Here is a 13,366-nt window from a genome sequence, read left to right as displayed (position 1 = left end):
GTGCCGGTACAATGCAGCGATTCGCCCGACGGCGGCTCGCTGGTCGCCGGACAACAACACGACACGATCAGGAGACGCGCCCACGATGGCCTCAACAGACAGCCTTTCGCAGGCACCTGCCCATTCCTCACCCGTCGACCCCGGCTCCATCTCGGCCCGCCTCGACCGCCTGCCGCCCACCCGCACCGTCTGGAAGCTCGTCGTCCTGCTGAGCCTCGGCTTCTTCTTCGAACTCTACGACCTGCTCTATAGCGGCTACGTCGCCCCAGGCCTCGTGAAAAGCGGGATTCTCTCCGCGACGACGCACGGCCTGTTCGGCACCACGGGCGTCGCGAGCTTCATCGCCGCGCTGTTCTCCGGGCTCTTCATCGGCACGATCGCGTGCGGCTTCCTCGCCGACCGCTTCGGCCGCCGCGCGATCTTCACGTGGTCGCTGCTGTGGTACACGGCCGCCAACGTCGTGATGGCGTTCCAGGACACCGCCGCCGGGCTGAACTTCTGGCGCTTCGTCGTCGGCCTCGGCCTCGGCGTCGAGATGGTGACGATCGGCACGTACATTTCCGAGCTCGTACCGAAGCAGATCCGCGGCCGCGCGTTCGCATGCGAGCAGGCGGTCGGGTTCGTCGCGGTGCCGGTGGTTGCGTTCCTCGCGTACCTGCTCGTGCCGCACGCCCCGTTCGGCCTCGATGGCTGGCGCTGGGTCGTGCTGATCGGCGCGCACGGCGCGCTGTTCGTGTGGTGGATTCGCCGCGAACTGCCGGAAAGCCCGCGCTGGCTCGCGCAGCAGGGGCGGGTCGACGAAGCCGATCGCATCATGCGTGCACTCGAGGCGAAGGTCGAAGCCGAATACGGACGGCCGCTGCCGCCGCCCGCGCCTGCGGAGCCCGTTCCGCCGCGCGGCAGCTTTCGCGACATGTGGGTGCAGCCGTATCGCAGCCGCACGATCATGATGACCATCTTCAACGTGTTCCAGACGGTCGGCTTCTACGGCTTCGCGAACTGGGTGCCGACGCTGCTGATCAAGCAGGGCATCACGATCACGTCGAGCCTGATGTATTCGAGCGTGATCGCGCTCGCCGCGCCGATCGGCCCGCTGATCGGCCTCGTGATCGCCGACCGCTTCGAGCGCAAGTCGGTGATCGTCGCGATGGCGGCGGCGATCGTCGTCTGCGGGCTGCTGTTCAGCCAGACGACGGTGGGCGCATTCCTGATCGTGCTCGGCATCGGCCTCACGCTCGCGAGCAACATCATGTCGTACAGCTTCCACGCGTATCAGGCCGAGCTGTTCCCGACGTCGATCCGCGCACGGGCCGTCGGCTTCGTCTATTCGTGGAGCCGCTTCTCGGCGATCTTCTCGTCGTTCGTGATCGCGGCCGTGCTGAAGGGCTTCGGTACGTTCGGCGTGTTCGCGTTCATCGCGGGCGCGATGGTGATCGTGATGGCCGCGATCGGGCTCATGGGGCCCCGCACGAAGGGCATCGCGCTCGAAACCATCTCGAAGTAACCGGTAGATGTGCACGCGTGTCGCACGGTTCGTGCGGCATGCGTGCCATGCGACGACCTCGCATCGTGCGTATGGCGTATCGGAAATGATATGGCATGCGAATCGATTTGAAGAAGCCGTCGCTGCATAGCAGAAAACACGGCTTCCCGTGTCGGTCTCGAATGCCCAATCGACAAGCTTGCCACGCAACGAAAGATGGGGCGGCAACGAGTTGAAACAAAGCGTGACGAAGCGCAAATCCGCCGTGAAACCGCGCGTTGCGCCGCTGCCGATTCCTGCCCGGACGCGTAAAATGAAGGGCCTGACGACTCATTAGCCGCCATCGGACCGGTCGCGTTGCATCAGCGAACGGCTCCACCGCGAAGAGGCGTCGGCGCCGGGCGCACACGATGCGCCGGACGTGTCGATGGCTCGCGCGGAAGATGCGCCGCTCGCAACAGCAGCATGCGGCGGCCGGATCGGCCGATGGCTTCGAACGTATGAAGTTTTTCAGCTTGATGCGGCGATTTGCGAAGCCGCGTTGTCTTGCTCGTGCCGCCGCTGCGTGTATTGGGCTCGCCGCGGCACTGCCGATCTCCGTGCTCGTCGAGCGGCCTGTCTTTGCGGCGTCCGACGCACCGTTGCCCGCCGCTACGTCATCCCCATCAGTCGAGTCGCCCGCACCGGCGGCTTCCCGCGCGCATGCCGCTTCGTCGGCGCATGCATCGTCGGGTGCGTCGGCGGCCCAGCCCGCGCGTGCCGCATCACACGCACATCCTGCGGCGCCTGCCAGCCCGGCGTCGGGCGCATCGAGTGCATCGGGAGCATCTGCGGCTTCCGCCGCGGCACCTGCATCGGCCGCTTCCGCGACGCCCGCCAGCGAGGCCGAGGTACCCGCACCGACTCCGCCGCGCAAGCATCCACCCCTGTCGGCCGACGAGGCGAAGAATGCGACCGCACGCGCGGCCGACATGCGCAAGCGCTTCACGCAGGAAGTCACGCGGCGCCTGAACGTGCCGGCAAGCGAGCAGCGCGCGTACGGCGAGCGGCTCCAGAAGGCGCTCGCCGATGCGGATCTCGGCGACCTCGCCGGCGAATACGTCGCGATGGTCGACCGCGCGCCGAACGTACAGGCACTGTTCATCTACTTCCGCGCGACGCCGGCCAACGCGTGGATGATGATCGGCGCATCGCGGGTCGGCACCGGGCTGCCGGGCAAGTACGACCATTTCCTGACACCGCTCGGCGTGTTCCATCACTCGCCGGACACGATGGATTTCCGCGCGGAAGGCACGACGAACGAGAACGGCATCCGCGGCTATGGCCGCCGCGACATGCGTATCTACGACTTCGGCTGGGTGGATGGCGAGCGCGGCTGGGGCAAGGGCGGCGTGTCGCCGATGCGCTTCCAGATGCATGCGACCGACCCCGATCGCCTCGAATCGCTGCTCGGGATCCGGCACTCGAAAGGATGCGTGCGGATTCCCGCGTCGCTGAACACGTTCTTCGACCGGCACGGCCTGCTCGACGACGATTACCAGGCGCGCGTCGAAGCGGGCAAGTCGCTGTGGGTGCTGCGTCGCGATCGCGACATCACGCCGATCGCGGGCCGCTACCTGGTCGTGATCGACAGTGCACGCAAGACGCGGCCGGCGTGGTCGCCGTTGCCGGGGCGCAAGGCGTGGTCGAAGGTGCCGAAGGGCGGCGACACGGCGGATTGACGGTCGGTGCAGCCAGCGCGGGCGTGATCAGGATGAGAATAAATCCGTTTTATTGAACCATAACAAAAGCAAACTTTTATTATCCGATCCGGGTTCGTATAGTCGAGGCCAGTTTCGCGGAACCCTGCCGCGCCTGGACCACCACCGATCACACGACCCGCATGAAAACTCTCTACAAGCTCGCCCCGCTCGCGATGCTCGGCGCCTTCGCGACGCATGCCTGTGCGCAAAGCAGCATCACGCTGTACGGTCTCATCTCGGCCGGTGTCGGGTTCGCGACCAACCAGGGCGGCAAGAACGCCTGGCAGGCGCTGTCCGGCACGAACCAGAACCCGCGCTGGGGGCTGAAGGGCAAGGAGGATCTCGGGCAGGGGCTGTCCGCGGTCTTCCAACTGGAGAACGGCTTCAACGTGATGACGGGCACGGCCGCGCAGAATGGCCGCGAGTTCGGGCGGATGGCGTACGTCGGCCTCGCCGACCGCACCTACGGCGCGCTGACGTTCGGCCGCCAGTACGACGCGATCCACGACTACATCGGGCCCGTGATCATCGCGAGCAACGGCGTGAACATCGGCGACAACGACAACGGCTACAACGACATTCGCGTGCAGAACTCGGTGAAGTACGTGAGCCCCGTCTACTACGGCCTGAAATTCACCGCGCTGTACGGCTTCAGCAACGCGACGGGCTTCGCGAACAACAGCGCCTACAGCTTCGGCCTTGGCTACGAGCAGGGCCCGCTGCGCTGGAGCGTGGTCTACGCGCAGTACAACCATCCGTACAGCGCGACGAACCAGGATGGCGCGATCGCGAACGACTATGCGTCGCCGCTGCTGATCTTCAGCAAGAGCGCGATGTCGCCCGCGGCCTACGCGAGCCGGCAGCGGATCGCGGGCACGGGCGGCTTCTACACGATCGGCCGCGCGCAGTTCGCGGCGATGTTTACCGACGTGCGCTACGATTACCTCGACAATACGCACCTGCACCTGCAGAACCTCGGCGTGAACGTCGTCTACACGATGACGCCGCAGCTCTTTCTCGGCGCCGCGTATGCGTTCACGAACGGCAAGTACGACGTGATCGACAAGCGGCCGAAATGGCACCAGGTGAACCTGCAGGCCGATTACTACCTGTCGAAACGCACCGACGTCGCGCTGACGGTGATCGCGCAGCAGGCGGCCGGCGACGCGGACCATGCGCAGATCTTCGCGTACGCACGCTCGACCGGCACGCGCCAGATGATGGCGACGCTCGGCGTCCGGCACGTTTTCTGAGCGCCAGGCCATGACCCATCCGATCGCATCACGCCGCACCTTCCTGAAACTGTCCGCCGCGCTGGCCGGCACCGCGCTGCTGCCCGAAACGGGCGCGTTTGCGGCCGGCGGCGACGCCGCGCGCCGCACGGTGATCATCGATACCGACCCGGGGCAGGACGACGCCATCGCGATCCTGTTCGCGCTGGGCGCTCAGGACCGGCTCGACGTCCGCGCACTGACCGCCGTCGCGGGCAACGTGCCGCTCGACCTGACCGAACGCAATGCGCGGATCATCCGCGACTGGGCCGGCCGCACGAAGACGCTGCCCGTCTACGCGGGCTGCCCGCGTCCGCTCGTGCGCGACCTCGTGACGGCCGCGAACGTGCACGGCAAGACCGGGCTTGAAGGCGTCGAGCTGCACGAGCCGCGTGCCCCGCTTGCCGCCGGCCACGCCGTGTCGTATCTCGTCGATGCGTTGAGCCGCGCGGCGCCGAACAGCGTGACGCTGTGCGCGCTCGGCCCGCTGACGAACGTCGCGACCGCGCTGGTCGAGGCGCCGCAGATTCGCGGCGCGCTGCGGGAAATCGTGCTGATGGGCGGCGCATTCTTCGAGCGCGGCAACATCACGCCGGCCGCCGAGTTCAACATCTACGTCGATCCGCAGGCGGCCGAAGTCGTATTCGGCAGCGGCGTGCCGATCGTCGTGCTGCCGCGCGACGTCGCGGTGAAGGCGCCGATCACGCCGGCGCGCGTCGCGCCGTTCCGTGCGCTCGGCAACCGCAGTGGCGCGATCGTCGCGGACATCATGGATGCCGAACTGGCGTACAACAAGAAGCGACGCGGCGTTGAGGACGCGCCGATGTACGACCCGACCGCGGTCGGCTATCTCGTCGATCCGACGCTGTTCGGCGGACGCAAGGTGAACGTGATGGTCGAGACGACCGGGCAGTGGACGCTCGGCGAGACCGTCGTCGACTGGAACGGGCGCAGTGGCCGTGCGGCGAACGCGACGTGGATCAACGAGGTCGACGCGGACCGCTTCTACGCAGCGCTCGTCGAGCGCATCGCGAAGCTGCCCTGAGAGCAATCAGATGTGCTTCGCAATCCACTCGCGACAGGCCCGCACGTGCGGGCCGCGATCGTCGCCGGCGAGCGAAATCAGCGAGATCGCGCGCGTGACGCGCGGCTTGTCGACGCGCAGTGCGACGAGTTCGGGGTCGTGCAGATGCATCGTGTAGAGGCTCGGCAGCACGGCGGTCGCGAGGCCGTTGCGCGCGAGCGCGTAGAGCGGCTCGGTGTATTCCATCCGGTACGTGACGTTCAGGCGCAGCTTCTCGGCGCCGCCGGTGCGATGCAGCGATTCGCTGACGCTGCCGCGCACGAACACCGCGAGCTCGCGATCGACGAGCTTCGCCCACGTGACGCTCTTCGCGCGGGCGAGCGGATCGTCATGCCGCACGACGATCACGATCTCGTCCTCGAAGAGCTGCCGGTAGCGCAGCGTGCCGTCGTCGCTGTCCGGTTCGCGCACGCCGATGCCGAGATCCGCGACGCTGTCGCGCACGGCTTCGACGAGCGCGCTGTTCGGCAGGTCGGTGAGCGTGAAGCGCAGCGTCGGGTGTGCGTCGCGCAGTGCGTTGAGCGCGGGCAGCAGGCGGCCCGCGACCGACGGGATGAACGCGATGCGCACGGTCTGGATGCGTTCGCCAATGAGCCGCGTCATGTCGTCGAACGTGCCGCGCGCCTGGTTGAGCAGGCGTTCGGCGAGCGGCAGCACGGCTTCGCCCGCGGAGGTGAGCGTGAGCCGGTGCGCGGAGCGCGCGAACAGGCGCCCGCCGAGCAGGAACTCGATCTGGCGGATCGACGCGGTGAGCGCGGGCTGCGTGAGCGACAGCGCCTGCGCGGCCTGCGTGAAGCTGCGTGCGTGGGCGAGCACGACGAAGTGCTGGACCTGCCGCAGCGTGAGTGCGGGCAGCAGCGACGAGCGGTCGGACGACATCGGGCAATAACGGTCGGGATGCGGTACGCGGCAGTATAAGACCGCGCTGCGTGAATCGACACAGGACAATATTCGGAATCACAGGAGAACCACCATGTCAGCGACTGACACGATGCCGGCGCGAGCGCCGGCCAACTGGCTCGAACGCCACTTCGCGCTCGCCGCGCGCGGCACGAGCGTGCGCACCGAGACGATCGCGGGCGTCACGTCGTTTCTCGCGGCCGCGTACCTGCTCGTCGTGATTCCGTCGCTGCTTGCGACGGGCGGGATGGAGCGCGGCGCGGCGACGACCGCGACGATCATCGTGTTCGTGCTGTTCACCACGCTGATGGGGCTCTACGCGAACCTGCCGTTCCTCGTCGGCCCCGGCATCGGCGGCTCGGTGATCATCGGCGTGACGCTCGCGACGACGGAGCACGTCGGCTGGCAGACGGGCCTCGGCATCGCATGCGTGTCGGGCGTGCTGTTCTTCCTGCTGACGATCCTAGGTGCGCGCGGCGTCGTGGTGCGGCTGATTCCGGTGCAGATCAAGCTCGGGCTCGGCGCGTCTATCGGGTTGTTCGTCACGATGCTCGGGCTGCGCAATGCGGGGATGGTCGTCGCGAACGCGAAGACCAATGCGTTCGCGCTCGGCGATTTCTCGCGGCCGGGCGCGCTCGTCGCGCTGATCGGCCTCGCGGTCGCGGTCGTGCTGCAGGCGCGCAAGGTGCCCGGCGCGATCCTGATCGCGATCCTCGTCGCGGCCGCGGCCGGTGTGCCGCTCGGCGTCACGCATCTGCCTGCGTCGTTCGTGTCGCTGCCGCACAGCATCGCGCCGATCGCGTTCAAGCTCGATATCGGCAGCGCGTTGAGCCTCGCGGCCGCGCCGTACCTGTTCGCGTTCTTCGCGGCGGAATTCTTCTCGACGCTCGGCACCGCGCTCGCGGTCGGCGCGAAGGCGAACCTGCTCGACGAACAGGGCAACCTGCCGAACATCAACCGGCCGTTCCTCGTCGATTCGCTCGCGGCGACGATCGGGCCCGTGTTCGGCATTCCCGCGCTGACCGCGCTGATCGAATCGGCGGCAGGCGTCGAGGCCGGCGGCCGCAGCGGGCTGTCGTCGCTGGCGGCGGCCGTGCTGTTCGCCGCGATGCTGCTGTTCGTGCCGGTCGCGCTCGCGATCCCGAAAGAGGCGACCGCGCCGGCGCTGATCCTGATCGGGCTGTCGATGTTCGCGACGATCCGCCATACGCATTTCGACGACTTCACCGATGCGCTGCCCGTGATGTCGATGGTGCTGCTCACGCTGATGTCGAACAGCTTCGGCACCGGCATCGCGGGCGGGCTGCTGTGCTACGTGCTCGTCAAGCTGCTGGCCGGCCGCTGGCGCGACGTGTCGTGGGGGCTCGTCGTGCTCGCGATTCCGCTCGGCTATTACTTCTGGACCGTCGTGAAGCCGCACTGAGAGACGGCTTTCGCGACGCATCGGCACTACCCCAAAAGAGACTGCAATGAAGGCAACACCAGGTAACGTCCCGGCCGCGCGCACGGGCATCGAGATCACGCCGGCCCATCGGGCCTTCTTCCATGCGCTGCCGAAGGTCGAGCTGCATTGCCACCTGCTCGGCGCGGTGCGCCACGATACGTTCGTCGCGCTTGCGGAGCGCAGCGGCGCGCCGATCGAGCGCGCGGAGATCGACGCGTTCTATGCACGCGGCGAGAAGCCGGTCGGCGTGCTGCACGTGCTGCGCGCGCTCGACAAGTATCTGCTCACGCAGCCGGACGACCTGAGGCGGATCGCCTACGAGTATCTGGAGGATGCGGCCGCGCACAACGTCCGGCATGCGGAATTCTTCTGGAATCCGACGGGTACGGTGCGTGTGTCGGGCATCGCGTATGCGGACGCGCAGGCCGCGATCGTGACGGCGATCCGCGACGCCGCGCGCGACTTCGGGATCGGCGCGCGCCTGATCCCGAGCATCGACCGCGAGCAGGATCCGGACGAAGCCGTGGCGATCGTCGAATGGATAAAGGCGAACCGCGCGGACGAAGTCGCGGGGCTCGGAATCGACTATCGCGAGAACGACCGGCCGCCGGAACTGTTCTGGAAGGCTTACCGGAATGCGCGCGCGGCGGGTTTTCGCACGACCGCGCATGCGGGCGAGTTCGGGATGCCGTGGCGCAACGTCGAGACGGCCGTCGATCTGCTGCAGGTCGATCGCGTCGATCACGGCTATACGATCGTCGACAACCCCGAGCTGTGCGCACGCTATGCGGAACGCGGGATCGTCTTCACCGTCGTGCCGACGAATTCATACTACCTGCGTACGCTGCCGCCGGAGCAATGGGCGGAACTGCACCCGATGCGCAAGATGCCGGGCCTCGGGCTGAAGATCCATCCGAACACCGACGATCCGACGCTGCACAAGGTCAATCCGTCGGAGGCGTGGGAGCTGATGTTCAGCCATTTCGGCTTCACTGTCGCCGAGCTGAAGCAGTTCATGCTGAACGGGATCGACGGCGCGTGGGTGGACGACGTGACGAAGGCCGCGTGGCGTGCGGCGTGGGCGCCGGAGTTCGATGCGCTGGCAGAGACGCTCGCCGCAGGCTGAGCGCGGCTGCGTTGTGCACCGGCCGGCGCTTCAACCGGCCGGCGATTCGCTCAGGTTCAGGTGGTAGCGCAGGTCGCCCGCGAAATCGAACAGCGTGTAATCGCGGAACGAAAAGCGCCACGCCCCGTCGACGCGTTCGAATGCGTCGTGATAGCGGCCCGCCGCGATCGGTTGCAGCGGGAACCCGTCGACGGCCTGCAGCACCGTGTAGTACGAGCGTGCCGTCGCGCGATGCGCGGCTTCGTCGATCTCGATGATCGGATTGCTCACCACATGCTTCGTGCGCGGCGTGCCGCACGGGTAGCGCTTCACGCTCGCGCCGAACAGCGCGAGCAGTTCCTCCGCGCCGATCGTCGGCGCACCTTCCCGCGTCTTGATGCGCGCGTGCCGGAACAGCCCGGCCACGCCCGGCAGGTCGCCGGCGTCTATGAGTTCCGCGTAGCGGTAAAGCAGGTTCGCGATATCGACTGCGCTTTGTGTCATGCGGGCTCCACCGTCGTTGAGCGATGACGACGATGGTGCGCGGTATGCGGCAAGTCCGCTTCGTCCGGGTGGACTAATCCGGCGCTCCGCGTGCTCCCCGTCTTTGTGTTTGCCTGCATCAGCGGAAGAACCTCAGCCAGTCGAACAGGCCCGGATGCGGCGCGCGCCGCCGCGGCGCCGGCGCGCTGCGCGGCCGGAAGTCGGGCGAGAACTGCACGTGCGGGTCGATCGCCCGCGCGCGCAGCGCCGCGTCGTAGAACGTGCCGACGATCGGCAGCGCGCTGTGTGCGCCCGCGCCCCAGTAGTCGCTGCGTAGCGTCACGCTGCCGTCGTCGAAGCCGACCCACGCGCCGGCCACGAGCTGCGGATGCATCAGGATGAACCAGCCGTCCGCGTTGTCCTGCGTCGTGCCCGTCTTGCCGGCGACGTCGATGCGGATTCCGTAGCGCGAACGGATATCGGCGCCGGTGCCGCGATCGACGACGTCGCGCATCACGTCGACGAGTGTCTGTGCCGCGGGCTCGGGCAGCGCACGTTCAGGCGGCGCGCTGCCGAAGGCGGCGAGCACCTTGCCGTCGCGATCCTCGATGCGCGTGATCATCTGCGGCGCGACGTACACGCCGCGGTTCGCGATCGTGCCGTACGCGGACACCATCTCCTTCAGCGTGACGGGGCTCGTGCCGAGCGCGAGCGACGGCACCGCGTCGAGCGGGCTCTCGCGTACGCCCATCGCGCGCGCGAGCTGCACGACCTTCGCCGCGCCTTCCTGCTGCATCACCTGCGCGGTGATGCGGTTGCGCGACAGCGCGAGCGCGTCGCGCAGCGTCATCGGTTCGCCCGTGGGCGGCTCCTCGTCGGTCGGGCGCCAGACCGCGCGGCCGCCGATCGGGATCGCCACGGGGCGATCGACGAACGTATCGCCCGGCCGCATGCCGTCCGCGAACGCGGCGCCATAGACGAACGGCTTGAACGTCGAGCCGGGCTGGCGCCGCGCCTGCGACACGTGATCGAACGGCTCGCTGCCGAAATCGGGGCTGCCGACCCACGCGCGGATCGCGCCGTTGCGCGGGTCGATCGCGACGAAGCCGGCCTGCACCTGCGTCTTGCGCTCGCACAGCGCGCGCATGAATTCCCGATTGGCGCCGAGCTGCTTCAGCGCCGCGACATCGGTGAGCCCGGTGTCGCGTGCTTGCCGATAGTCGGGCGTCTGGCGGATGAAGCCGCGGAACAGGTCATTGCGCAGCCCGCAGCCGGACGGGCCACGCCACGCGCTGTCGGCGATCGCCTGCAGCTGATCGGTCTGTCGCGTCAGCGCCTGCGTCGCCATGTCCTGCAGCCGCGCGTCGAGCGTCGTGCGCACGACGAGGCCGTCCGAGTACAGATCGTAGTTGTTGCGATCGGCCCACGCGATCAGCCATTTGCGCAACTGCACCGCGAAGTGCGGGGCGAGGCCGGGCTGCCCCGACTGCGGCTCGAAGTCGACGCGCAGCGGCTGGCGCTGCAGTTTCGCGAGCTGCCGCGGCGTCAGCATGTGCATCTGCGCCATCCGGTCGAGCACGATGTTGCGCCGTTGTACCGCGCGTTCGGGATTCAGGACCGGGTTGTAGTAGCTGTTGCCCTTCAGCATCCCGACGAGCGTCGCGCTTTCGACGATGTCGAGCTGGTCGGCCGATTTGCCGAAGTAGGTGCGCGCGGCCATTTCGACGCCGTACGCGTTGTACAGGAACGGCACGGTGTTCAGGTAGGTCTCGAGAATCTCGTCCTTGCTGTACACCGACTCGATCTTGAACGCGGTGATCAGCTCCTTCACCTTGCGCGTGAGCGTCGGCGCGCGGCCGACTTCATCCGGATACAGGTTGCGTGCGAGCTGCTGCGTGATCGTCGAGCCGCCCTGGCGGCTGCCCGAAAACGTGTGCAGCCCGGCCGCGAGCGTGCGGCGCAAGTCGATACCGTGATGCGTGTAGAAGCGGTGATCCTCGGTCGCGATCAGCGCATCGACCATGTGCGGCGAGATCTGCTTGAGCGGCACCCATTCGCGGTTGACGGGCCGGAACTCGGCGATCAGTTGGCCGTCGGCGGACAGCACGCGCGCGGGGCGGTCGATGCGCGCCTTGCGGATGTCGCCGATGCTCGGCGTGAACGGGACGAATGCGAGCAGCACCAGCAGGCCCAGCACCGGTATCGCGGCGAGCGTCAGCGCGACGCCGCGGCGTGTCGGATGGCGCAGGCGATGCAGCACGCCGGCGCCCAGCGTGCGGATGCGCGCGCGGCAGGCAGCGGCGAACGGTGCGACGCGGGCGCGGCAACGGAGCCACGCGTCTCGAAGAAGCGGCACGAAGCGATTCAAGGCGGCAGGAGCGCGGATGGAAGAGGCGCGATCCTAGCAAACGGCGCAGGTGCGCCGGCCGTGAAAACGGTCGTTTGCTTGCAGGATTTACAGACGATTACGTTTGTTGCTCGCTGACAATCATTTGCGGCACGCGCGGCCGTGATTCCGCAGACGAATCGCTGCCTGCCGGCCGTTGCGCGGGTGCCGCCCGATCAGCGCTGCGCGACGCCGGTGGCCGTGGCGACCACATCCGCGAGCCGCTGCGCGGCCGCTTCCATCTGAGCGCGGCCGAACCCGCCGAAGCCCAGCACGAGCCCCGGGCGGGCCGTGCCGGGCGCGAACATCGGCGACACCGCGCGCACCGCGACACCGGCTTGCGCGGCGCGCTCGACCACGTCGAGATCGTCGATCCCTTCCGCGAGCCACAGCACGACATGCATCCCCTGGTCGCCCGGCTGCACCCACGCGCGTTCGCGCGGCAGCCGCGCACCGAGCGTGTCGATCAGCAGCGCGCGCTGCTCCGCGTACACGCCGCGCACGCGGCGGATGTGGCGGTCGAGATGGCCTTCCGCGATGAACGCGGCCAGCACGTGCTGGTCGGCAGTCGGCACGTGACGATCCATCAGCACGCGGGCGCCGCAGAACGCGGGCACGAGATCGTCGGGGGCGATCACGTAGCCGAGCCGCAGCGACGGAAACAGGATCTTGCTGAACGTGCCGAGGTAGATCACGCGATCGGGGTCGAGCCCCTGCAGCGACGGGAACGGATAGCCTTCGTAGCGCAGCTCGCTGTCGTAGTCGTCCTCGACCACCCACGCGCGCTGCGCACGCGCCCACGCGAGCAGCGCATTGCGCCGCGCCATGCTGAGCGGCATGCCGAGCGGATACTGGTGCGATGGCGTGACGAACGCGACCCGTGCGTGCGGCGCGACGCGGATGCCGGCGTCGACGTCGAGGCCGTCGGCGTCGACCGGCACCCGCACCATCGCGTCGCCCCGCCCCGTGCTGTCGAGCAGCGCGGTGATGCCGCGATAGGCCGGATTCTCGACCCACGCCTGATCGTCGGCGCCGAGCAGTACCTGGCTCGCGAGATGCAGCCCCTGCTGCGTGCCGCTCGTGATCACGACCTGGTCGGCATGGCAGCGCACCGAGCGCGAGCGGCGCACGTAGTCGGCGATCGCCTCGCGCAACGGCAGCGCGCCTTGCGGATCGGCATAGCCGGACGGCGCGCCGGCGCCGCGTGCGCGCAGCCGGTTGCCGAGCCGGCGCCAGATGTCGTCGGGGGCGGTGAGGCCGATCGGCACCGAGATCGCGAACGGCATGGCCGGCAGCGGACGGAATTCGCCGGCGATCCGCGCGAAGGTGGCGGCCGGCTCGGGCAGGCCGGTGTGCACCGGAGGGCGGCGCGACGCGCCGTCACGGGTTGACGAAGCCCGGCCGTACTATCCGCCGAACGAGGATGTTGAAACCGAAGGGTGGCGGCACGCAATGGTGCTGCCCTGGA

10 protein-coding genes and 1 pseudogene are annotated in these 13,366 nt (G+C 68.2%); 7 read left to right on the top strand and 4 right to left on the bottom strand.

Features of this window, described 5'->3' with window-relative positions:
- The first annotated feature begins 85 nt into the window (after nucleotides 1-85).
- From G3O06_RS29350 to G3O06_RS29335, 4 genes are all read left to right on the top strand, one after another.
- On the top strand, nucleotides 86-1,504 hold the full coding sequence (locus tag G3O06_RS29350; protein WP_205818329.1) for an MFS transporter: 1,419 nt from the start codon (nucleotides 86-88) through the stop codon (nucleotides 1,502-1,504).
- Between the two features lie 389 nt (nucleotides 1,505-1,893).
- Complete coding sequence (locus G3O06_RS29345) at nucleotides 1,894-3,204, top strand: hypothetical protein (RefSeq protein ID WP_205818328.1); 1,311 nt, start codon at nucleotides 1,894-1,896, stop codon at nucleotides 3,202-3,204.
- 161 nt (nucleotides 3,205-3,365) lie between these two features.
- Nucleotides 3,366-4,478, top strand: a complete 1,113-nt coding sequence (locus G3O06_RS29340) for a porin (protein ID WP_174917115.1) — start codon at nucleotides 3,366-3,368, stop codon at nucleotides 4,476-4,478.
- A 10-nt stretch (nucleotides 4,479-4,488) separates the two neighbouring features.
- Complete coding sequence (locus G3O06_RS29335) at nucleotides 4,489-5,541, top strand: nucleoside hydrolase (protein ID WP_205818327.1); 1,053 nt, start codon at nucleotides 4,489-4,491, stop codon at nucleotides 5,539-5,541.
- Between the two features lie 6 nt (nucleotides 5,542-5,547).
- On the opposite strand, the gene G3O06_RS29330 is transcribed toward G3O06_RS29335, so the two are convergent.
- A complete protein-coding gene (locus tag G3O06_RS29330; protein ID WP_011354000.1) occupies nucleotides 5,548-6,459 on the bottom strand; it encodes a LysR family transcriptional regulator in 912 nt (303 codons plus the stop codon).
- 94 nt (nucleotides 6,460-6,553) lie between these two features.
- Between G3O06_RS29330 and G3O06_RS29325 the strand changes: the two genes are divergently transcribed.
- Nucleotides 6,554-7,903: an NCS2 family permease gene (locus G3O06_RS29325; protein WP_205818326.1), complete on the top strand. Its 1,350-nt coding sequence runs from the start codon at nucleotides 6,554-6,556 to the stop codon at nucleotides 7,901-7,903.
- Between the two features lie 46 nt (nucleotides 7,904-7,949).
- On the top strand, nucleotides 7,950-9,050 hold the full coding sequence (gene add / locus G3O06_RS29320) for an adenosine deaminase (RefSeq protein ID WP_205818325.1): 1,101 nt from the start codon (nucleotides 7,950-7,952) through the stop codon (nucleotides 9,048-9,050).
- A gap of 30 nt (nucleotides 9,051-9,080) precedes the next feature.
- Here the strand turns inward: add and G3O06_RS29315 are convergent, their stop codons facing one another.
- The 3 genes and pseudogenes from G3O06_RS29315 to G3O06_RS29305 form a co-directional block, all read right to left on the bottom strand.
- Nucleotides 9,081-9,533, bottom strand: a complete 453-nt coding sequence (locus tag G3O06_RS29315) for a nuclear transport factor 2 family protein (RefSeq protein WP_205818324.1) — start codon at nucleotides 9,531-9,533, stop codon at nucleotides 9,081-9,083.
- A 118-nt stretch (nucleotides 9,534-9,651) separates the two neighbouring features.
- The gene (locus G3O06_RS29310) at nucleotides 9,652-11,880 is read right to left on the bottom strand and encodes a transglycosylase domain-containing protein (protein WP_205818323.1); all 2,229 of its coding nucleotides are present in this window, start codon (nucleotides 11,878-11,880) and stop codon (nucleotides 9,652-9,654) included.
- Between the two features lie 194 nt (nucleotides 11,881-12,074).
- Nucleotides 12,075-13,247 (bottom strand): annotated as a pseudogene (locus tag G3O06_RS29305) (PLP-dependent aminotransferase family protein); the annotation flags it as partial.
- Here G3O06_RS29305 and G3O06_RS29300 point away from each other — a divergent pair.
- A partial coding sequence (locus tag G3O06_RS29300) for a hypothetical protein (protein WP_205818337.1) occupies nucleotides 13,183-13,366 on the top strand: 184 nt, incomplete at its 3' end. The pseudogene G3O06_RS29305 and the gene G3O06_RS29300 overlap by 65 nt on opposite strands.

Source organism: Burkholderia sp. Ac-20345 (genome assembly GCF_017104825.1).
In the GTDB taxonomy this organism is placed as follows: domain Bacteria; phylum Pseudomonadota; class Gammaproteobacteria; order Burkholderiales; family Burkholderiaceae; genus Burkholderia; species Burkholderia lata_B.
Note: the sequence above shows the minus strand (reverse complement) of the source record. Positions and strands in the feature narration are given on the sequence as shown.